The sequence below is a fragment of the Sphingobium sp. RS1 genome, assembly GCF_056156825.1.
Genome location: NZ_JBLZXE010000002.1, coordinates 783,588 through 803,880 on the forward strand (window position 1 = coordinate 783,588; position 20,293 = coordinate 803,880).

Consider the following 20,293-nt stretch of genomic DNA (forward strand, 5'->3'; position numbering starts at 1 on the left):
GAAGGGCCGCTTTTCGATCGTGAGCACCTGGGATTGACCGAATGGAGGCCGGCAGCTTTGCTGCGTTAGAGACAAATTTCTGCCCCTGTTTAGAAGCTCGCGGTGAGATTAAACGAGGTATAACGGGTCCATTTCCCCGCAGGCGCATTGGGCGCGGCGCGCAGGAAACGCCCCTTGGCCAGCAGCAGACCGTTAAACTCGAACCGCAGACGCGTGGGAATAATCCAGTAGCGGACGCGACCTTCCAGTTGGTGCCCGACAAAACTGCCTGACTGGCCGCTACTGTCCCGCACCCCCGTCGTGGAGAATGCATCGGTGCGCGAAGCCAGCCACATGAGACGGTAGACCGCGAACCAATCCCACTTCTTGCTCGGCGTCGCCTCAAAACGAACGCCGGGAGTGACGATGTTGGCGCGCGCGACGGCGTTATACAGCCCGGCGGGCGCGAGGTCGGCCCGCCGCATGCCGAACAGCGTATCGAACCGATTATTATCACTGCCCGTCCGGTCACCGCTGGCGCGATCGAATTCGACAGAAATGCGCGGCTTCGAGGCTCCTGGGAAGGTGTAGCCTGCATCGACATGGACAAAGTTCGCCCTGACGGACTGACGCGGTGCGGTCGCTGCGAGGGAAGCGCTCACACTTCCTGTCTGATAGAAGGCCTCGATTTCATAGTCGAACTTGCCGGGTTCCGGTTCCAGCATGATGCGGCCGCCGAACGTGTCGAGCGAACGATCGCGCGTGGCCCTGCCCGGCTCATCCCGCTCACCCAGATGGAAGTAGCTGAGTTCTGCTGTGGCGGGGCCGATCGCCTTGGCCGTGCTGATGATCCCGCCCCAGAGCACGAGGTCGAACCCCTCATGATCGAACGCAACCCGGTTATTTTCGAGGCTCTCCCTGTCATCGGGCCGCCGCTGCTGCGGCAAAGTGTAGATGAGCACGCCGTTCAGGCCAGAGGGCGCGGTAAAATCCGCGCGCAGCCCGGTGTAGCCATTGGTGGTGTTGCGATAATCGTCAGCCGCTACCAGTCGCCGCGAACCAAGGTTCAACGTCATGCGACCAGCGGTCAGCGTCAGTTTGCTGCCCTTGCCAAACGGATTGGCGATATCGGTGGCGACATAAGCCTGCACCAGCTCAAGCGCATTGACCTCGTTGGTCGATATAGGCGTGCCAGGATCGGCTCCATAAACACGGCTGTCGAAAAGCTCGGCTCCCACGCGAAACGACCCGGAGCGATACTCTCCCAGCACTTGTGTACGCGCGTTGAAGAGGCTGTCCGTGCGATCGAAGCCCGCGCGCGACTGCCCTTCAATTTCTTCGAAGCGCAGGCGAAGGCTGCCGCTCAAGGTGAAACCGTCATCTGCCGCAAAGGCCGGAGTGGCGGAAAGCAGGATGGTGCCAGCTACCAGAAAGGAGAAGGAACGAGACATTGATATGTTTATTTCCTCGAATCAGATTCGATGATACATATGCATCATGACTCGATCCGACACCAGCCTTTGGCTCGCCCTCCTTCATCAATTGCCGGCCAAGCCGCCTTACCTGCGCGTGAAAATCTGGCGTCGACTGCAAGCGATCGGTGCGGTGCCCCTCAAAAATGCCGTGCATGTTCTGCCCCGTTCCCCGGAGAATGAAGCGGCCTTTCTGGAGCTATTGGAAGAGATCAGCGGCAGCGGCGGGGAGGCGACGCTGATCGACGCCTATCTCCTCGCTGGCCAGACCGACGCCGACGTACGCGCGTTGTTCGATACAGCGCGGGACGCGGATTATGACGACATCACGCAGGCCGCTCGGCGGCTTCTTGAGACAGGCCCTGCGAGCGGGCCCGACATTGCGCGGCTGCAGAAGCGAATGGAGGAAGTCAGCCGGCTCGACTTCTTCGGTGCCCATGGCCGCCAGGACGCAGAAGCCGCTCTCGCCGAACTGGATCGTCAGCGCTACGCTCATCCCGATGTCAGCCGGACCGAACCCGCCGATGTGTCATTTGCGCTCGACCTGACCGGCAAAACCTGGGTCACGCGCAGCGGTGTGCATGTCGACCGCATCGCCTGCGCTTGGCTCATCCGCCGCTTTATCGATCCGCATGCGCACTTCAAATTCGTCGATAGCCGCCACTATGATCCGGCGGAGGGCGAATTTCGCTTCGACATGGTCGATGCCGAGTTCACCCATGAGGGTGACCGATGCAGTTTCGAAACCCTGCTTCTGCGCGCCGAGCTGACCTCCGACCCCGCGCTCGTCGCCATCGGTGAGATCATCCACGAGCTCGACATTGGTGACGGTAAGTTCGCGCGCCCCGAAACCGCCGGCGTCGGCGCCATGCTCTCGGGTGTCTGCGCTTCGACAGACGACGATCTCCAGCGCATCGCTAGCGCCAGCGAAGCGCTCAACCAGTTTCACGCTTTTTTCAGCAACAGAAAGACGGATCGATGACAGCCAGTGCATCTACCATGGCCGCCCCTGACGCGCCGCCCGCTGGCGACCACGGCATCTCGCTTGGCGAAGCGACCCGCATATGGGCGCGGATCGCCGCCCTGAGCTTCGGCGGACCAGCGGGTCAGATCGCGGTCATGCACCGCATCCTCGTCGAGGAGAAGCGCTGGATCGGTGAGGAACGTTTTCTCCACGCCTTGAACTATTGCATGCTGCTGCCGGGGCCAGAGGCGCAACAGCTGGCCGTCTACATTGGCTGGCTTCTACACAAGACCAAGGGCGGGCTGATCGCCGGGGCGCTGTTCGTGCTGCCGGGTTTCCTCGCGATCCTGGGCCTCAGCTACATCTATGTGCTGTTCGGCCATGTCTCCCTGATCGAGGGCCTGTTCTTTGGCCTCAAGGCCGCGGTGCTTGCCGTCGTGGTCCAGGCCGTGGTCCGGGTGGGATCTCGGGCGCTCAAGAATAATGTCATGCGAGGGATAGCTGCGGCTGCCTTCGTCGCCATCTTCTTTCTGGATGCGCCCTTCCCGCTGATCGTGCTGACCGCGGGGCTGGCGGGCTATATTGGCGGCCGCAGCGGGATTGCCCAGTTCAAGGGCGGCGGCGGCCATGGTGCGAGTGGCGGCGAAATCGTTCATGATCGCGACACGGCCCTGGGCGAAGCCTTGCCCGAACATGCAAAGCCCAACCTGTCCTGGTCGCTCAAAATCTGTTCGGTTCTGCTGCTGTTGTGGCTCGGGCCGGTACTCGCCCTCTTTGTGGCGCTTGGGCCGGACGATGTGTTCACCCGAATCGCGAGCTTCTTCAGCCAGATGGCCGTGGTCACCTTCGGCGGCGCTTACGCTGTCCTGGCCTATGTCGCGCAGGAGGCGGTCGACACATTTGGTTGGCTGCGCCCTGGCGAGATGCTCGACGGGCTCGGCATGGCAGAAACCACCCCCGGGCCGCTGATCATGGTAACGCAGTTCGTAGGTTTCCTTGCCGCATTCCGCGACGCCGGCCCGTTCACCCCCCTCGCCGCTGCGACGCTGGGCGCGATCCTGACCACCTGGGTTACGTTCGTTCCCTGTTTCCTGTGGATTTTCGCGGGCGCCCCCTTCATCGAACGACTTCGCGGTAACAAGGCTCTGTCCTCTGCATTGACCGCCATTACGGCAGCCGTTGTGGGTGTGATCCTGAACCTAGCGATCTGGTTCGCCATCCACACGCTGTTTGCGCGGGTCGAGGCCGTTCCAACGCCGACCGGATCGGTCGATCTGCCGGTGCTGGCTTCGATAAACCTGCCCGCATTTCTGCTGTCGCTTGGCGCTCTGATCGCGGTGTTCCGCTTCAAGGTTGGGGTATTGACGGTGCTGGGCGTCTGCGCGGCGCTGGGCGCGGCCTACGTTCTCCTCGTCTGAACAAGGAACTCAAAAATGACCAACTTCTCGCGCAGAACGGCGGTCAAGACACTGGGGATAGGAGCATTAGCAATGGCGACAACCGATAGCACCCAGGCTGAGAGGGCTCTCGCTGCAGCCGCCCCGGCATTTACCGGGACCTTTCAGCCAAAACCCCTCAAGTTCGATCCGGCAAAGCTGACGGGCCTTTCCGAGAAGCTGATCCGATCGCACTGGGAAAATAATTACATCGGCTCGGTCAAGACGCTGAACGCGCTCAAACCGAGACTTGCTGCGGCGATGGCGGATGCGGAGGTGCCCCCGGTCGTCTATGGCGGCATGAAGCGCGAGGAGCTGCACCGCACAGGCTCGGTGGTTCTCCATGAGATCTATTTCGATGGCCTTGGCGGCGATGGTGAGGCAACCGGCTCGATCCGCGAAGCGCTGGCCAGGAATTGGGGATCATTCGGCGCTTGGGAGGCAGAGTTCCGCCGGACAGGCATGTCTCTCGCCGGAGGATCCGGCTGGGCGCTCCTTGTCTGGAATGTGCATACACGATCGCTCCAGAACCACTGGGCTTGGGATCATATGCACGGCGCGGCAGCCGGCATCCCGATCCTCGCGCTCGACATGTACGAACACAGTTTCCACATGGATTATGGCACCCAGGCTGCAAAATATATCGATGCCTGGTTTGCCAATCTCGACTGGGAATCTGTGGAGAAGCGCTACGCACAAGCGACAGCTTTGCCGCCTCTCTAGATGAGGAGAAACAGCCGTGAAGTGGATTACACGGGAACGCCCGAAGATCGACCGGATCGCCTGTCCATGGCTCATCACCCGCTTTATCGATGACGATCCTGAATTTCTTTACGTGCCCGCAGCCGAGGTCTTTGCCACAGCGGAGCGGGAAGCCGCGATCGCCTATGACATTCCGGGTGCCGAGCTCAGTCATGTCGGGGAGCTTTGCAGCTTCGACGCCTTTCTTGCTCGCTACAATCTTTATGACCCGGCGCTGGATCAACTAGCCACGATTGTCCGCGGCGCTGATACGTCGCGGCTTGATCTAACGCCGCAATCAGCGGGCCTGTTCGCCATTTCGCTGGGACTCTCGGCAATCTACAAGGACGATAACATTATGCTCGCGCAGGGCCTCATCATGTATGACGCGCTGTACGCCTGGTGCAAGTCATGTCAGGGGGAAGCGCATGTGTGGCCGCCAGCCGGCGCAGAGCAAGGGGCGAGGCAAGCCTGAGGAACGGCTTGGGCGGCTCATCAATTAAATTTCTGCCATCCGCAGCAGCGGTCAGCCTTTAGTCACAGCTTTGCCCGCGATGGGGACTGAAAACATGTTCGAAGGCGGCGAGTGCTTCGCGCACTCCCTTGCCCTCGACCAGCGAAAGCGCGGTGGGCAGCGTTGCCCATCTGCGTTTTCGCTCACGCATTTCAGGCCACACAGGCGCTTCCGTGGTAACCGCCATAGCATAGACGGCAACGGTGAGCGCCTCGTCCTCGGACCCACTCCGTTTTTTTCGGAGATAGTTGGCGATGGGATCAGCCTCCGTTCGGCCGATCACGCCGCCCTCCTCAAACGCCTCCTTTGCGGCCGATGAATGGGCCCCCATGCCTGGACGCACATGGCCTTTTGGGAGAACCCAACGCCTCTTCTTTCGCGACGTCACGAGCAGAATCTCCAGTTCCCCATCAGCGTCATAACGATAAGGAATAGCTGCAGACTGGACGACCATGGCATCATCTCAATGGATTCTGCCGGTATATATCCCGAATGCTTGCTTCAGCATAGATGGCGGTGGCCATCGGGCGACTTTGCTGAACCGCGACCTCACCCCGTCCATGGGCGAATGACAAGGGCGGGCGTGCCTATGAACCGCCTTATTATGTCAGCTTTCGAAAATCGAAATTTTGATTTGAACGGCGAGAAGTGGCGCGTGGCGGACGCGACATGGGATCTGGCTCCTCGCAGATGCGAGGAGCCAGCTGAATTCAGATTTCCGTGCCTTCCGCCAGGGTCAAGGCGTCCTTTACATCGACTCCGAGATATCTGACGGTGCTTTCAATCTTCGTATGCCCAAGCAGGATCTGGACCGCGCGTAGATTCCCGGTGGCTTTGTAGATGATCGACGCCTTAGTCCTCCTTAGCGAGTGCGTGCCGTAATCCTCACTCGGCAGGCCGATGCCCGTTACCCACTCATCCACCAGGCGGGCATACTGTCGCGTGCTCATATGGGTCGCGTGATCGGTGCGGCTCGGGAAGGCATAATCCTCCAGTGAGCCTCCCCTCAGCTCCAGCCATCTTAGCAGACTGGCGCGAGCATCGTCCATCAGCTCGAACTGAACCGGCCGCCCGGTCTTTTGCTGGACGACGATCGCCCGCGTCCGAATTTTCCGATCACAAACAATGTCGCTGATCTTGATCTTCACCAGGTCACAGCCGCGAAGCTTGCTGTCGATCGCGAGATCAAAGAGCGCCCGATCCCGGGTCCGACCATGCTGATCAAGAAAGAAGCGTATCGCCCAGATCTGGCGGGGCTTGAGCGCGCGCTTCGCGCCGACTTTGCGTCCAGCGTTCCACGACACCCGCTCGCGAGCGGCGGGATCAAATTCTGATAATCCCATGACACATCTCCAGTGGCCGTGATGGCCACCGGAAAAACGTTCCAGCAAGCAGTAGGAGGCAGATCCCAAGCCTCGTGCGAAAGATATAAAAGTTAGCGGACTACGATAAACTCGCCTAACTTCCTTATAGACCACCTGTAACGGCGACCCTTAGCCGCCGTTCAGAGGCCAATTTCTGGCATCCAGCTGCGGACAGTCAGGTTTTGTCACCGCGACACGTACGAATGGCCGACAGGCGAGTTTCGGGTCTGAGGTCAGATACGAAGATTTCTACCGCTTTCGAGGAGCATTCGCCATTTTAGGCTTCCCAGACCGCAGCCGACTAATTTACGGGCGCTCTGGAGATGGATCCCGTCCCAAGAAAAGATCCGCGACAAGTTCCCGCACCCAAGTCACAGCCGGGTCGTCGTGGACCCGCCTATGCCAAAATTGCCGAAGACTGATCAACGGCGTTTCAAAAGGAGGCTCAATAAGCTGAAGAGGCAACATCGTAGCATAGATTGCAGCGACTGCCTGGGGCACAGTAGATATCAGTTCCGAGCCAGCGACTGACCTGCCCCCACCGAGTGGACCGATTGGTTTGTTAGTGGATTAATCCCATCGCCGCCATATCCGGACGGAGGTGGAGCGAAGCGGAACCGGAGGCCGGATATGGCGGTGTTGCCGTTTCTGGTGCCGGTGGTCGGTATCCAAGGCTGCTGTGCGGGCGAACGGTGTTGTAATGCCGCCGCCATGCCTCGATCAGCACCTTGGCCTCCGCGAGGCTGTAGAAAATCTCGCCGTTGAGCAGTTCGTCGCGAAGCGACCCGTTGAAGCTTTCGTTATAGCCATTCTCCCATGGTGATCCCGGCGTGATGTAGAGTGTCTTCACGCCGATCTGGCCCAGCCATTTCTGGACGGCGGTCGCAATAAATTCGCTGCCATTATCGGACCGTATATGTGCAGGCGGACCGCGCGAGACGAACAGGTCGGCCAAGGCAGCCAGAACATCCTCATGCTTGAGCTGCCGTGCAACGATGAGCGCCAGGCATTCCCTGCTGGCCTCGTCGATGATCGTGAGGATGCGGAACTTGCGGCCATCATGCGTCCGCCCCTCGACGAAATCGTAGGCCCAGACATGTCCCGGATATTCGGGTCGTAGCCGGATGCATGAACCGTCATTGAGCCACAAGCGTCCCCGCTTTGACTGGCGCGGCGGAACCTTCAGCCCCTCACGCCGCCAGATCCGCTCAACCCGTTTATGGTTCACCGTCCATCCTGCATGACACAGTAATGCCGTCACCCGGCGATAGCCATAACGACCATATTGCTTCGCCAAAGCGACGATATCCTCTGTCAGTGCCTGTTCGTCATCCGCCCCGCGCGGCACCTTGCGCTGTGTCGATCGATGCTGACCCAGCACCCGGCATATCCGTCGCTCGGACACCGGAAGCTCTCGTCGTAAATGATCGATGCAGCGCCGCCGCCGCGCAGGGCTCAGAAGTTTCCCTTGGCAGCCTCCTGCAGGATCAGCTTGTCCAGCGTCAGGTCCGAAATCGCCCGGCGAAGACGCTGGTTCTCTTTCTCCAGATCCTTCATCCGCCGCGCTTGGTCGGTCTTCAGCCCGCCATATTCCTTGCGCCAGCGATAATAAGTCTGCTCGCTGACCCCGATCCGACGGCATGCTTCGGCGGTCGAAGTCCCCTGCGCCAGCACAATCTCAACTTCACGCAGCTTGCCGATGATCTCTTCCGGCTTGTGCTTCTTGAATGGCATCTGTCGTCCCTTTCGTGGTCCAGACTATCATAGTCTCTGGGCCACTCAGCAGGGGGCAGATCATTGCGGGTGTGGGACAAGAATAGCATCGAAGCGCGATCGGTAGACAGTGCAACGGGGGATGTCGTTGATTTTCGCTTCACCCCGGACGGCAACAGCATCATCTACAAGCTCCGGGACGACAGCGTGCAGCAATCGACCCTGCAAACGGAATCAAGGACCGGCTTTCGCTTCGATGGTCGCTATTTCCCTTTCGCATCTGCGCGCCCCTTTCCCGCCGGTGCACCGCTCTATCGATATGAGGCGGTTCGGTTCAGCGATGGCGCCATCCGGGCTGTGAGCAATGCCGAGGATACGCTGCTGCAAGCCTTTGATGAAGGGGATCATCCGCTCAAGGGCACCCGGCCAATTACCGTAACAGATGAGGCGGGCGTGGAGCGGATCGCCGCCGACGTTCAAGGCAGCGAACAGCGCTGCAAAAGCGACCAATGCTCCGGTATCGATGGTAAGCCGTGGCTCTCAGCCACTGGAGCAGTACGCTTCGTGCGCCGGGATGGGTGGGCGCGCCATGCGTCGGCCATCTATGAATGGATTATCGGCACCAAGGAACCACTCCGACTTTATATGACGTCGGATCTGCTTTTGAACTGCGGGCCGATCGGCGAGGACGTCATCTGCGGACGGGAGAGCGCATCAAGGCCGCGCTGGCTTGATCGCATAGCCCTTAAAACGCAAAAATCTACTGTCGTCTTCGATCCTAATCCTGGCTTTCACACACTGGCGCTTGGCCGCGCCGAACGGCTGACCTGGAAAAATGACCAAGGCGTGGAGTGTTTCGGAGACCTTGTCTATCCGCCCGATTTCCAGCGCGGGCGCCGCTACCCCCTGATCGTCGTCCAATATGAAAGCCGTGGGTTTCTGCGAGGTGGTACCGGCGACGAATATCCCATCCAGCTCTTCGCGCGCGAGGGATATCTCGTCCTGAGCATCCAGCGGCCCCGATCGCCCCTTCTGGGCAAGGGCCTTTCATCTACGGATCGGCAGCGCCAGCAGAATGAGGGCTTCCTCGAACGTCGCAGCATATTGTCGGCGATCGAGATAAAGGTGAAGCAACTCATCGACACCGGCCTGGTTGATGCTGATAGGATCGGCATCACAGGCCTCAGCGACGGATCGACCACTGTCCAATATGCTGCCTTGCACAGTAACCTGTTCAGCGCTGCCGTGGTGAGCGGTTGCTGCTGGGAACCATCCCAGATATGGTTACTAGGCCCCTCGATACAGGCCACCTATGAGCGCTTCGGCTGGCCCAGGTCACCGGACGATAAGGCAGACATGTGGGCGGAGATTTCACTATCTCGTAACGCAGGCCGCGTTGCATTCCCCCTTCTGATCCAGGCGGCAGATGGCGAGTATCTTGTTGCGCTCGAAGCCGTTCGGGCTTTGCGCTCTGCCGGCAGCCCGGTGGAAATGTTCGTCTATCCAGACGAGCTTCACATCAAGCGGCATCCAGCCCACAAAGCCAGCGTCTACCAGCGCAATCTCTTATGGTTCGATTTCTGGCTACGAGGGAAAAAGCCCCCAGCCGACGATCCGGGAGCAAGGGAGGTCGAAAGGTGGGCGCAAATGCAGAAGAGCTGGAAAACATCGGAAGCCAAAGCCTCGGTGTCGCGTCGGGCCGAGGGAGGCTGAGGCAATGCTTCAGCCTCCCAATCCCTGCCAGTGCGATATCCACGCTTCCAAATCGAGAAGCATGAGCAGCCGGACATAGGCGCGCCCCGTTACCGGGCCTTGCGGGATAGCGGCGTCCACAAGCTGTGGATCGACCAGTCCGCGAGACACCAGAGCCCCGTCAAGCAGTCGCTGTCGCACCTCGCTTTGCTTGCTTGCCACCACCGCCATGGCAAATCCGCTCGGGCTTCCTTTGCGTCGGCGGTCACGCACAAGCGGCGGCAGCGCATCGGCATAGGCGTGGCGGACTACCGCCCGGTCGCGGCCGCCTTCCAACATTCTCCAGGTCGGGATGCTGAGCGCAAGCTCGACCACGGGCTGGGACATAAGGGGATTTATCATGGGGAACCCGAACGGCCGCATATAGCCCTCAAGATGGTTCTGCACCTTGAGCAGGTGCGCGACATGGCCAACCTTGCCGGGTCTGCTTCTTGGCTGGCTTTCAAGCCAGGCGTGGGTCGCCGGTCGCGCCGCAATGTCTGCTGCCACATCGGCAGCGAGCATCGAGATATCTCGCGACCACGCATAAGGACGGCGGACGATCGGTAGGAATTTCACCGTCTCACACAAGGCGGTGATCCAGCTGGTTTGCGTGACATCGCATATATTCCCGAATGTCCGCAAAGCCTGACGACCAGGGCCATGCCCATACAGAACATCGAACAGAGGTCTGAAGCGCCCCGGCTTTTCAGGAGGCTCCAACTTGTGAGAAGGAGCATCCGTGATGAGCAAGACGACGAACAAATTTTCTCCTGAAGTCCGGGAGCGCGCGGTCCGTATGGTCGCGGAGCAGCGAGCTGAATATGGCTCGGAATGGGAAGTGATGAAGTCGATCGCGGCGAAGATCGGCTGCTCGCTGGAGACGCTGCGCCGCTGGTGCCGGGAGGAGGCGAGCCGACGAGCGGGACCAGCGGCGCTGGCTGCCGATGACCGTGAGCGGCTGAGATTGCTTGAGCGCGAAGTGAAGGAGTTGCGCCGGGCCAACGAGATTTTGCGCAAGGCATCAGCATATTTTGCGTTGGCGGAGCTCGACCGCCCCGGGAGATGATGATGGCGTTCATCGACGCCCATCGCGAGGATTTGGGGATCGAGCCGATCTGCCGCGAACTGGCGATCGCCCCTTCCTCCTACCATGAACATGCTGCACGCCGTGCCGATCCCGGGAGGCGTCCGGCACGTACCCGGCGCGATGAGGAGATCAGGGAGCAGATCAAGCGAGTCCATGAGGCCAGCTTCGGCCTCTATGGCGCACGCAAGGTCTGGCACCAGATGCGGCGTGACGGCATCATGGTGGCGAAATGCACGGTGGAACGATTGATGCGCGCCATGGGACTGGCGGGCGTCCGGCGTGGAAAGAAGACAGTCACCACTGTCAGCAACCCGAAGGCACCGTGTCCGCTGGACAAGGTCAATCGGGAGTTTCGCGTCAGCCGGCCCAACGCTCTGTGGGTTGTCGATTTCACCTACGTGCATACCTGGGCGGGCTTCGTCTATGTCGCATTTGTGATTGACGCTTTTGCCCGGCGGATTGTGGGGTGGAAGGTCAGCACGTCAGCCACTGCAGGCTTCGTTCTGGATGCCCTGGAGCAGGCGATTCATGCCCGCAGGCCAAGTCCCGATGATGGGCTGATCCATCATAGCGACAGGGGAGTTCAATACCTTGCGATGAACTATACCCAGCGCTTGGCCGAGGCCAAGCTCGTTCCCTCGGTGGGCAGCGTCGGCGATTCCTATGATAATGCATTAGCTGAGACGATCAACGGCCTTTACAAGGCCGAGGTCATCTGGCGGCAGCGGTCATGGCCAAGCGTTTCGGCCGTGGAAATGGCAACACTGCGCTGGGTCGATTGGTACAATAATCACCGGCTCTTCGGCCCTATCGGGCACATCCCGCCCGCTGAGGCCGAAGACAATTACTATGCAGCCCTCGAGAACCTCGATATGGCTGCATAGCCCAATGAAAACTGCCTCCTGAAAAGCCGGGGCGCTTCAGTCGGAGGGACGCGCTGTTATAAAATATGCTGTCGCCACCGTTGCCGGTAAAGACAGCATCAGCCCCGATGCCATTTGCGGCGCGGTCGACAGCGGCATGGTAGGCCGTTTCGTGAATTGTACCGATCGGCTTTGGAAAATGTCGCGACACGGATCGAGCAAGATCGGCGTCGGCCAGATCAAAATAAGGCTCATGCAGTGGGGCACCGACATGCTTTGCCATGGCCCGAGCATATTCCCGTTCGTCACCAAGCCGGTCTTGTGTGACGAGGGTTATGCATTGTTGGTCGGCGTTCGCCCTGGCTACGCTGGCCACGACGACCGACGAGTCCAAACCGCCCGACAGGGTTGAAAGGATGTGATCTGCTGTCGAAGCCCAGGACGCTGTGCAGTGATCGATCGTCCGCCGGAGACGTTCAGCCGTCTCGGCCCCATCCCACCATTCGGCTTCGCTCACATAGTCCCAGGGAGACCAAAAACCTGATGGATCGCTTGGCCTCGCCCCAAGCTTGATAGAGGTGCCAGCCAGCAATTCCTGCAAGCCTTCGATCCCTGTGCGCGGGCAAGGCAGGTCCTTGGCAGTAAGATATCGCGGGATTTCCGACCAGGCGATCCGTGGCCGCAGGAGGCCGACGCTGACAAGCGTTTCGGCATCGGACGCCACAGCCCATCCGGTCGACGTCGCCATGAAGTAGCAGGGCATGGCGCCGCCTGGATCGCGGATCAGTTCAATGCCCTCGTCCTGAGCCAATAGCGCAATGAAGCCACCCCAATAACGATCACGCAAGGTTTTGAGCGGCTCCGGCCCGTTCAGCTCGTCCTTCCACTGACGATCGTCGCTATCGATAGGCCTTGCTGCCCCATGGCGCGGGAAAACCGTTCCTAAGGCCACGCCCTTTCCGTCCGGAAGGTGGAGCGCGTGCCCTTCGACATTCATGAGGATGACACAGCGATGCTCGGCCAATGCAATGTGAACGGGAAATATGCCCTTTAGCCTTGACGCTATTTGCGGCAACGACGACCCGGAGCGATCCACCAGGATCAGGTAGCGAAGGAGCGTCATAGGGCAAAGATCGGTTCAAAGGACCGGATATTCTCAAGCCGGTCGTTGAGAACATGGTCACCTGCCTGGACCCAGCAATGCGCAGAAAAGGGTGCGGCGCAAACGCCAAGGACTAGCTGGGGCTTATATCCCAGCGATCGGGCAACGCGCAGGAACGCGATCGAGTTGGTCAGGCAGTGACTGCTTCTGGGTCGCAACGGAGACGAAGCGAAGAAGGCAACCACCAACGGCCCCCAATTCGGTTCGGCATCAGCCCCTGCAGCGTCGGCCATGCGGGAAGCGCGTTGGTCGAACCCACGCATTATCGTGGCCAAGGGTTGCGTGCGTAGCGCATTTGCCGCGCGGATTTGCGCGATAATGAATTTCAAAGTGAGGATCAGATCTGGCTTTGCCGGGATCGCAACTATCTCCTGGCTCGCGGTTGCTATTTGCTGCGGCGCCAGAACGCCCTGCGTTTCCACCTCTACAAGGATGCCTGCACCGATTAGTGAAGCGACCGCCGGACCTGCCGAGCCATCAGCCACCAAGGCCTGAAAGGCATGATCCCAGTCAGTCTTTAGGCCGAAATAGCGGTCTGCCTCGACATCAAGGAAGATCGAACGACCTCCTGTGATGCAGAAGGTCAGTCCCTCCCTCATCCGGTATCCCATAGCGAAGCTTTCGATAAGATGTCGTCATCGGCTCGAAAAGGCGCGCGCCAAGAATGACGCGCGCCCCGAGGTTCAGTCGTCGGCAATGCCCATTGCGAGCAGTTGCAGGCCGATCTGATCGACATCGCCGCGGACGGACCCCTGGGTCTCCACCGAGGCGGTACCCAGATCGACGATCACCTCGTCATTGTCATGGATATTCTGCATCTTCATCTCCATCGAACGACCACCAGGATTGGCGGCCCGTTCGATTGTAAAGATGGGGCAGCTTATATCCGATCTTATAAGTCCTCATATTGGGAGCTTATAAGCTTGACATGCCAGATGACTCAGCTCGCTCTAAATTCTGCACGACAGGATCAACGGATTTGCGAGGTCCACTGTGATGAAATCCATTGGGATGCAGCACTGGAAATTTCTTCAACGTGCAACAAACGGCGGCGATGATATTGCCACATTGCTCGACGTATCGTGCTTTTATTTCCTTTTCTTGTTAAATTCCATAGTGCCACGAGCTCTGTTACGTGGCGCTTGGTTGCCTTTTCAGACAAGCGGCGAACGGCGAGTCGTTCGCCTGTCCCAACGGTCATATTGTGCAGTTCGACGTTGAAGGAACAGCCTGCGACCCGAACGAAAAAACTCGCCGTCTCAGTGGCGAGGATGTGGTTATCGACCACGCCCCCGACGAGCAGTGAGGGAGGCTGACCCACCCCGTCAAAGCTCTGCGCATCTTTGACAGCCGCCCGTACTAGATCGGCATGGAGGGCATAAAGATCATAGGTGTTTTGGGCGGTGATGGCTGGGATCGCGAAGCCTCCGCCGCCCTGGATCTCGACCAGTCGTTCGCCGACCAGACGGTTAAGCGCGTCCCGGACCGGCGAGATACTGGTGCCAAACGCGTCTGCCATGGCGTGGACCGTGAGCGGCAAACCTGCCCCGAAATAGCCGCGCAGAATGAGCGCCTTTATGTCGCGGTGCAGCCGGTCGGCCGTCAGAGCTTCGGGGGCCATGGCGGCTTCTCACTCTGCTGGCGCGGAGCCGAATCTTCCACGCGTTCTGCCGCCCGGCTGAAGGAAGGTTCTCAGGGTGAGGTTAGATATGAACTCGATGCAGAGCCGTTCGATTTCATGCATGTCGTCAACGAAGAAGTGTCGCGGGAAGTGCATATGATGCTCCAAGAACAGCATGGGAATGAGAAGATGCGCCGATGAGAGCCCGAGGGCATGGGCGCAGGCGATATGGTCATCGAAACGGGACTTCGGGTTGCCCGATTCAATCTCTCGCAACCAGCGCACGCCGATCCCGACATCGGCGGCGAGTTGCCGTTGGGTCATGCGATGGCGTCTACGTCGTTCTTCAATGCGGCGACCCGAGATCGACTTGACCTCGGCCAATATCGACGCATCCCCTTGGGGATCGTCGTCTTGATATGAGGTCATCAGGTCCTCCCTGATTGCGCCTCAAAGCTTCCATGCACATTCCAACGAAAGCTATGTTGTGTGAAAAATCCGATGGGTCAAATAATATCGCTCTCATTTTGAAAGTTGGCAGAGCTGATCCTTGTTAGACTTGTGGCTATGACGCAGCTGAACAGTGAACGATCAAACAGACGTTGATAGAGACTTCGACGCCGTCAATTCCATGGTCCTCAAGCCGGTCAATGAAAGTCCCGGCTCCTGGCTAGCCGCGTTTCGTTCATCTCATCGATGTGCAGATCAGGAATAAGAATGTCCCGACCACTGGGCATTCCCCGAGGATCTGGCCCACCACCGTTTTTAGCGCCGTCCCCACGCCCGCGCGAGAGTGGGAACGCCTCACCTCGCTGGCCCAGCGATCCCAGCAGGGACGACAGATCGATGAGTTTCTTCACGATCACATGCACCACCTCGCCCTCGCGCTGCACCTGACCGTAAAGCCCCAGCATCCGCGCGCCCATGACGATCCGCCGGTTCTGTTCGAACATGTTGGGCCACAGGATCAGATTGGCGATCCCGCTTTCATCCTCAATAGTGATGAACATAACGCCCTTGGCCGATCCGGGGCGCTGACGCACCAGGACCAGGCCCGCCAGCCAGATATAGCGCCCATCCTTCGTCGTATCGAGCGCGCTGCAGGGCACCATCTTCTTCCTGAGCAGGTCCTTCCTCAGGAATGAGACCGGATGCTGGCGCAGGGTAAGGCCGACATGGCCATAATCCTCCACTACCTCCCTCCCCTCGCTCATCGGCCGCAATGCAACCGGCTGCTCTACGATTTCCTCGACGAACCCTTTCTCCCGCGCGTCGGCCGCAGCGAAGAGCGGCAATTGCTCGTCTCTTAGCGCCTTGATCGCCCAGAGCGCTTCTCGACGCCGCAGACGCATGGATGGGTGAAAGGCGTCGGCCTCGGCCAGCCGATTCAAGGAACCGACCCCAACACCGGCCCGCCGCCAGAGCTCTTCGACGGAGATAAAGGGCTCATCCGCACGCGCCATGATGATGCGGGCGGCGTCGGCCTCCTTGAGCCCGGTCACCATCCGCATACCAAGCCGCATCGCCCATCGATCGTCGTCTGCCTGCTCAAGAGTGCAGTCCCAGCGCGATGCGTTGATGCACACGGGCCGGACTTCGACGCGGTGCGCCCGCGCGTCCGCCACGATCTGCGCCGGTGCATAAAAACCCATGGGCTGCGCATTGAGCAAGCTCGCGCAAAAGACTTCCGGATGCCAGCATTTGAGCCAGGACGAGGCATAGGCGATGAGCGCGAATGAGGCGGCATGGCTCTCGGGAAAGCCATAACTGCCAAAGCCCTCCAGCTGGCCGAAAGTCTTCTCGGCGAACTCGGCGGTATAGCCGCGCTCCACCATGCCGCTGACCAGCTTCTCCTTGAACTTCGAAACCCCGCCAGTGAATTTGAATGTCGCCATCGCCCGGCGGAGCTGGTCCGCCTCTGATGGACTAAACCCCGCGCACTCGATCGCCACTCGCATCGCCTGTTCCTGAAACAGTGGAACGCCCAGCGTCTTGCCCAGTACCTTCTCCAGCTCAGGCTTTGGATATTCGACCTTCTCCTTGCCCGCTCGCCTGCGCAGATAGGGATGAACCATGTCGCCCTGGATCGGCCCCGGTCGCACGATCGCCACTTCGATCACCAGATCATAGAAGGTCCGCGGCTTGATAAGCGGGAGCATCGCCATCTGGGCGCGGCTCTCGATCTGGAAGGTGCCGAGCGTATCGGCCGCGCGGATCATTGCGTAGGTGCGCGGGTCCTCGGGCGGGATGGACGCCAGATCCATCTCGATCCCTTTATGCTGAGCGAGAAAATCGAACCCACGTTTCATCGCGGTCAGCATGCCCAGTGCGAGGCAATCGACCTTCATGAATTTCAAGGCGTCGATATCATCCTTATCCCATTCGATAACCTGGCGGTCTGCCATCGCCGCAGGCTCAATCGGCACCAGTTCATCGAGCCGGTCGTGGGTGAGGACGAACCCGCCGGGATGCTGCGAGAGATGGCGCGGCGTTCCAATCAGCTCTCGGGCGAGATCGATGGCGAGCCGGAGACGCCGATCCATGAGGTTGAGGCCAAGCTCGTCGACATGTTTCTCCTGCACGCCTTCCTCACTCCAGCCCCAGATCTGGCCGGAGAGCGCGACGATCAAATCCTCCGGCAGCCCCAGGGCCTTGCCGACATCGCGGATTGCGCCTTTGGCCTTGTAGCGAATGACCGTCGAACAGAGCGCCGCATGGTCGCGCCCGTAGGTGTCGAACACCCATTGCATGACGATCTCGCGCCGCTCATGCTCGAAATCGACGTCGATATCGGGCGGCTCCTTTCGTTCCTGGCTGACGAACCGCTCGAACAGCAGGTCCGAGCGCTCAGGATCGATCGAGGTGATGCCAAGCACATAACAGACGGCGCTGTTGGCGGCCGAACCCCGTCCCTGGCAGAGAATGTCCCGGCTGCGTGCGAAACGCACGATGGAATTGACCGTCAGGAAATAGGGCGCATAGCCAAGCTCCCCGATAAGCCGGAGTTCATGGGAAATCAGCCGGGATACTTTCTGCGGCACGCCTTCTGGATAACGGGCCTTGGCTGCTTCCCAGCTCAGCTGCTCCAGCGTCGCCTGCGGCGTCATGCCCATAGCACTCCCCTCCTGGGGATATTGATATTTGAGTTCGTCGAGCGAGAAGCGGCAGCGTTCTGCAATCTCCAGCGTTCGGACAAGCGCCTGGGGATAGCGGCCATAAAGCCGATGCATTTCGGCGGCCGGCATCAGATAGCGATCAGCATAAAGCTCGCGCCTCGCGCCGAGCTCATCGATCGTGCAGCGATGGCGCGTGCAGGTCATGACCTCCTGAAGCACGCGCCTGTGGGGATGATGATAGAGGACGTCTCCGGTGATCACGGTAGGCACATGGTGCCGTGCCGCAAGATTAGAAAGATCGTGCAGCCGTAGCTGGTCGCCCGGGCGCCGCCGCAGCGTGAGCGCAAGGTAGGCACGGCCCTCGAAAATGGCGGCAAAGCGCCCCAGCACAGGCTCCGCCTCTCCCACTTCACCTGGCAGCAGGATGGCAAGCAGTCCCTCGGCATGATCGGCCACATCATCCCAGCCGATAACGCATTTGCCCTTGCCACCCCGCTTTTTACCCCGGCTGAGCAAACGGCAGAGCCGCCCGTAGCCAGCCCGATCCAGGGGATAGACAAGGAGAGACTGCCCTTCGACCAGATCGAGGCGGCAGCCCACAATCAACCTGACGCCGGTGACCTTGGCGGCTTCGTGCGCACGTACGATTCCAGCGAGGCTGTTGCGATCCGTGATCGCAAGGGCGTCGAGGCCACACGCCTCGCCTTGCGCGAACAGCTCTTCACAACTCGATGCCCCGCGCAGGAAAGAGAAATGCGAGGCGCATTGCAGCTCAGCATATCGCACGCCGGCCCTCGTTGGTTTTCATTCTGATCGAACGCATTTGTTCGCTATCTGTTCGTTACTAACCAGAGTCAATATCTCTTTGCAAGGAACCGATCTGAACCATCATCGTTAAGCCAGTATCGGGTCATGTCATTTGCCCCCCGCATCATGGCCCGGTGTACAAAGCCCCGTCAGCTCCCCCGCTGGCGGGGCATTTTATATTCCGCCACGGCGCTCTGGAACCCGCGCTTCTCCGCTTCGCTTGGTTGTTATGAATATCTCTCCCCGACAAAAAGGTGCGATCAAGGCGCGCGCGCACCATGCCTCCGCCCAGACCGTTTTTCTCGACCGGATTACGCCCTTTTTTGCAGGACGCGATGTCATAGGAGGGCCGCTGCTGCTTGCGACGATCATTGCGCTCGCCTGCACAAACAGTCCGCTTCAACAGGATTATGAACGACTTTGGGATATGCCGCTTACGATCATGCTGGGCGACCTTTCGGTCCGGCATAGCTTAGCTGAATGGATCGATCATGCGCTGTTGCCGCTCTTCTTCGTCATCATCGGCACCGACGTCAAAAGAGAGTTGGTCCGCGGCGAACTCTCACGCTGGCGCACGGCGGCGTTCCCCATCGCCGGGGCGGCAGGCGGCATGCTCGTCCCTGTTTTCCTTTATCTTCTGATCGCAGGCGGGACCGACGCGCAGGGGGGCTGGGGCACGGTGATCACGATGGACACGGCTTTTGGCCTTGCCCTTATCGGTCTTTTTGCGACGTCCCTGCCGCCCGGCGTCCGTGCTCTATTCCTGGCCTTCGCCGCAATCGATGACATTGGTGGGCTGCTGGTCATCGCCATCGCCTACAGTCAGGGCATTCATATTGAGGGGCTGTTGCTTGGAGGCGGGGCATTTGCCGGCATCTTTCTGCTCCGCAGGCTGCAATGGGGCGCATCCTTGCCCTATGTTTTGCTCGCGCTGCTGCTCTGGGCCGGCATATTCCAGTCGGGCATCCACACGACCATCGCCGGGGTGCTCGTCGGCTTTCTCGTGCCGGTCCACCCCAGACTCCGCCGCGCCCGGTTCGCCGACACGGTCCAGGAGAAGGTCGATGAATTTCAGGCCGCGCATGAACACGCCCAAAAGAGCAGCGACGAGGAAGAAAGCGCGGCCTCAGGAAGAAAGGCAGAAAAGCGCCTGGGCTATCTTCACGAAATGACCGGCGCCACCCACGAGACGGGCGAGCGACTGATCACCCTGCTGACGCCATGGATCAGCTATATCGTGTTGCCCTTGTTCGCGCTTTCCAATGTCCGTGTGCATATCAGCGCCGATCTCATCACAGCCGCGCTCGGCTCGGCGATGGCGCCAGCCATTCTTGCAGGACTGGTCATCGGAAAGCCCATCGGCTTTCTTGGTTTCAGCTGGGTTGCGACCCGACTTGGTATGGCCGAGGCTCCTGCGAATGTGACATGGTCGATGATCGGCGCGATCGGGTGCACCGCAGGCATCGGTTTTACGATCTCACTCTTCATCTCAGGTCTCGCTTTCCCCGATCAGGCACAGCGAGAAATAGCAGCGCTCGCTATCATCCTGGCCTCTCTCGTCGCTGGCATCGCCGGTTATGTCACGCTGCGCCTAGCTGCTGCAGGCACTGCCAGACCGCAGCAATCGAGATGATTTTTCGGGTTTAATGGCGACACCGAGCGAAGAAACATTCGGCCTCGAAATGACGGGAACATGGATCGCTGTGACCTGTTGGTTTGG

18 protein-coding genes and 1 other annotated feature are annotated in these 20,293 nt (G+C 59.8%); of the genes, 7 read left to right on the forward strand and 11 right to left on the reverse strand.

From position 1 onward, the window contains the following. Positions 1 to 89 precede the first annotated feature (89 nt). Positions 90 to 1,430, reverse strand: a complete 1,341-nt coding sequence (locus ACNHGR_RS05375) for an alginate export family protein (protein WP_475284469.1) — start codon at positions 1,428 to 1,430, stop codon at positions 90 to 92. 91 nt (positions 1,431 to 1,521) lie between these two features. Between ACNHGR_RS05375 and ACNHGR_RS05380 the strand changes: the two genes are divergently transcribed. The 4 genes from ACNHGR_RS05380 to ACNHGR_RS05395 are packed head-to-tail and all read left to right on the forward strand — an operon-like array spanning position 1,522 to position 5,067. Continuing rightward, positions 1,522 to 2,433, forward strand: a complete 912-nt coding sequence (locus tag ACNHGR_RS05380; protein ID WP_475284471.1) for a chromate resistance protein ChrB domain-containing protein — start codon at positions 1,522 to 1,524, stop codon at positions 2,431 to 2,433. Continuing rightward, on the forward strand, positions 2,430 to 3,833 hold the full coding sequence (chrA, locus tag ACNHGR_RS05385; protein ID WP_475284473.1) for a chromate efflux transporter: 1,404 nt from the start codon (positions 2,430 to 2,432) through the stop codon (positions 3,831 to 3,833). Before ACNHGR_RS05380 ends, chrA begins: the two co-directional genes overlap by 4 nt. A gap of 15 nt (positions 3,834 to 3,848) precedes the next feature. Next, positions 3,849 to 4,574 carry a superoxide dismutase gene (locus tag ACNHGR_RS05390; protein WP_475284475.1) on the forward strand — a complete coding sequence of 242 codons (726 nt, stop codon included), beginning with the start codon at positions 3,849 to 3,851 and terminating at the stop codon, positions 4,572 to 4,574. 16 nt (positions 4,575 to 4,590) lie between these two features. Beyond that, positions 4,591 to 5,067 (forward strand): chromate resistance protein ChrB domain-containing protein, encoded by a 477-nt coding sequence (locus ACNHGR_RS05395; protein ID WP_475284477.1) that lies wholly within the window; start codon positions 4,591 to 4,593, stop codon positions 5,065 to 5,067. Positions 5,068 to 5,125: 58 nt separating this feature from the next. Here ACNHGR_RS05395 and ACNHGR_RS05400 read toward each other — a convergent pair whose 3' ends face one another. The 3 genes from ACNHGR_RS05400 to ACNHGR_RS05410 all read right to left on the reverse strand — a co-directional run bounded on the left by ACNHGR_RS05400 (position 5,126) and on the right by ACNHGR_RS05410 (position 8,204). Further along, complete coding sequence (locus ACNHGR_RS05400; RefSeq protein ID WP_475284479.1) at positions 5,126 to 5,560, reverse strand: NUDIX hydrolase; 435 nt, start codon at positions 5,558 to 5,560, stop codon at positions 5,126 to 5,128. A gap of 256 nt (positions 5,561 to 5,816) precedes the next feature. After that, the gene (locus tag ACNHGR_RS05405; protein WP_475284481.1) at positions 5,817 to 6,449 is read right to left on the reverse strand and encodes a tyrosine-type recombinase/integrase; all 633 of its coding nucleotides are present in this window, start codon (positions 6,447 to 6,449) and stop codon (positions 5,817 to 5,819) included. Between the two features lie 583 nt (positions 6,450 to 7,032). Then, positions 7,033 to 8,204 (reverse strand): IS3 family transposase gene (locus ACNHGR_RS05410; RefSeq protein ID WP_475284352.1). Its coding sequence is split into 2 segments (ribosomal slippage): positions 7,033 to 7,940 and positions 7,940 to 8,204, totalling 1,173 coding nucleotides; the frame shifts between segments, so codons are not numbered across the junction. A gap of 69 nt (positions 8,205 to 8,273) precedes the next feature. Between ACNHGR_RS05410 and ACNHGR_RS05415 the strand changes: the two genes are divergently transcribed. Continuing rightward, positions 8,274 to 9,896 (forward strand): Atxe2 family lasso peptide isopeptidase, encoded by a 1,623-nt coding sequence (locus tag ACNHGR_RS05415; protein WP_475288328.1) that lies wholly within the window; start codon positions 8,274 to 8,276, stop codon positions 9,894 to 9,896. Positions 9,897 to 9,905: 9 nt separating this feature from the next. Here the strand turns inward: ACNHGR_RS05415 and ACNHGR_RS05420 are convergent, their stop codons facing one another. Then, positions 9,906 to 10,679, reverse strand: coding sequence for an asparagine synthase-related protein (locus ACNHGR_RS05420; RefSeq protein WP_475284483.1), 774 nt, complete (start codon positions 10,677 to 10,679; stop codon positions 9,906 to 9,908). Here ACNHGR_RS05420 and ACNHGR_RS05425 point away from each other — a divergent pair. Then, positions 10,660 to 11,888, forward strand: a protein-coding gene (locus ACNHGR_RS05425; protein ID WP_475284053.1) for an IS3 family transposase whose coding sequence is annotated in 2 segments (ribosomal slippage) — positions 10,660 to 10,948 and positions 10,948 to 11,888 — 1,230 coding nt in all. Because the reading frame shifts where the segments join, the coding sequence is not laid out codon by codon here. The genes ACNHGR_RS05420 and ACNHGR_RS05425 overlap by 20 nt on opposite strands. Continuing rightward, positions 10,941 to 11,057: a sequence feature (AL1L pseudoknot), on the forward strand. It overlaps the preceding gene by 117 nt. Here the strand turns inward: ACNHGR_RS05425 and ACNHGR_RS05430 are convergent. The 6 genes from ACNHGR_RS05430 to ACNHGR_RS05455 all read right to left on the reverse strand — a co-directional run bounded on the left by ACNHGR_RS05430 (position 11,812) and on the right by ACNHGR_RS05455 (position 18,552). After that, positions 11,812 to 12,990: an asparagine synthase-related protein gene (locus ACNHGR_RS05430; RefSeq protein ID WP_475284485.1), complete on the reverse strand. Its 1,179-nt coding sequence runs from the start codon at positions 12,988 to 12,990 to the stop codon at positions 11,812 to 11,814. The two genes, ACNHGR_RS05425 and ACNHGR_RS05430, sit on opposite strands and share 77 nt — an antisense overlap. Further along, positions 12,987 to 13,628, reverse strand: a complete 642-nt coding sequence (locus tag ACNHGR_RS05435) for a lasso peptide biosynthesis B2 protein (protein ID WP_475284487.1) — start codon at positions 13,626 to 13,628, stop codon at positions 12,987 to 12,989. The genes ACNHGR_RS05430 and ACNHGR_RS05435 overlap by 4 nt, the downstream gene beginning before the upstream one ends. An 84-nt stretch (positions 13,629 to 13,712) precedes the next feature. After that, on the reverse strand, positions 13,713 to 13,847 hold the full coding sequence (locus ACNHGR_RS05440) for a benenodin family lasso peptide (protein ID WP_475284489.1): 135 nt from the start codon (positions 13,845 to 13,847) through the stop codon (positions 13,713 to 13,715). A 152-nt stretch (positions 13,848 to 13,999) separates the two neighbouring features. Then, complete coding sequence (locus tag ACNHGR_RS05445) at positions 14,000 to 14,650, reverse strand: GntR family transcriptional regulator (protein ID WP_475284491.1); 651 nt, start codon at positions 14,648 to 14,650, stop codon at positions 14,000 to 14,002. 9 nt (positions 14,651 to 14,659) lie between these two features. Then, entirely contained in the window at positions 14,660 to 15,079 is a 420-nt protein-coding gene (locus tag ACNHGR_RS05450) for a helix-turn-helix domain-containing protein (protein WP_475284493.1), read from the reverse strand. A gap of 218 nt (positions 15,080 to 15,297) precedes the next feature. After that, complete coding sequence (locus ACNHGR_RS05455) at positions 15,298 to 18,552, reverse strand: error-prone DNA polymerase (protein WP_475284495.1); 3,255 nt, start codon at positions 18,550 to 18,552, stop codon at positions 15,298 to 15,300. Positions 18,553 to 18,802: 250 nt separating this feature from the next. On the opposite strand from ACNHGR_RS05455, the gene nhaA reads away from it, so the two are divergent. Beyond that, positions 18,803 to 20,206, forward strand: coding sequence for a Na+/H+ antiporter NhaA (gene nhaA / locus ACNHGR_RS05460; protein WP_475284496.1), 1,404 nt, complete (start codon positions 18,803 to 18,805; stop codon positions 20,204 to 20,206). Positions 20,207 to 20,293: the final 87 nt, after the last annotated feature.

Coding starts and splice junctions, on each gene's coding strand:
- nhaA (WP_475284496.1), top strand. CDS start 18,803: ATGAATATCTCTCCCCGACAAAAAGGTGCGATCAAGGCGCGCGCGCAC.
- ACNHGR_RS05430 (WP_475284485.1), bottom strand. CDS start 12,990: ATGACGCTCCTTCGCTACCTGATCCTGGTGGATCGCTCCGGGTCGTCG.
- ACNHGR_RS05435 (WP_475284487.1), bottom strand. CDS start 13,628: ATGAGGGAGGGACTGACCTTCTGCATCACAGGAGGTCGTTCGATCTTC.
- ACNHGR_RS05390 (WP_475284475.1), top strand. CDS start 3,849: ATGACCAACTTCTCGCGCAGAACGGCGGTCAAGACACTGGGGATAGGA.
- chrA (WP_475284473.1), top strand. CDS start 2,430: ATGACAGCCAGTGCATCTACCATGGCCGCCCCTGACGCGCCGCCCGCT.
- ACNHGR_RS05440 (WP_475284489.1), bottom strand. CDS start 13,847: ATGCAGAATATCCATGACAATGACGAGGTGATCGTCGATCTGGGTACC.
- ACNHGR_RS05375 (WP_475284469.1), bottom strand. CDS start 1,430: ATGTCTCGTTCCTTCTCCTTTCTGGTAGCTGGCACCATCCTGCTTTCC.
- ACNHGR_RS05405 (WP_475284481.1), bottom strand. CDS start 6,449: ATGGGATTATCAGAATTTGATCCCGCCGCTCGCGAGCGGGTGTCGTGG.
- ACNHGR_RS05445 (WP_475284491.1), bottom strand. CDS start 14,650: ATGGCCCCCGAAGCTCTGACGGCCGACCGGCTGCACCGCGACATAAAG.
- ACNHGR_RS05450 (WP_475284493.1), bottom strand. CDS start 15,079: ATGACCTCATATCAAGACGACGATCCCCAAGGGGATGCGTCGATATTG.
- ACNHGR_RS05400 (WP_475284479.1), bottom strand. CDS start 5,560: ATGGTCGTCCAGTCTGCAGCTATTCCTTATCGTTATGACGCTGATGGG.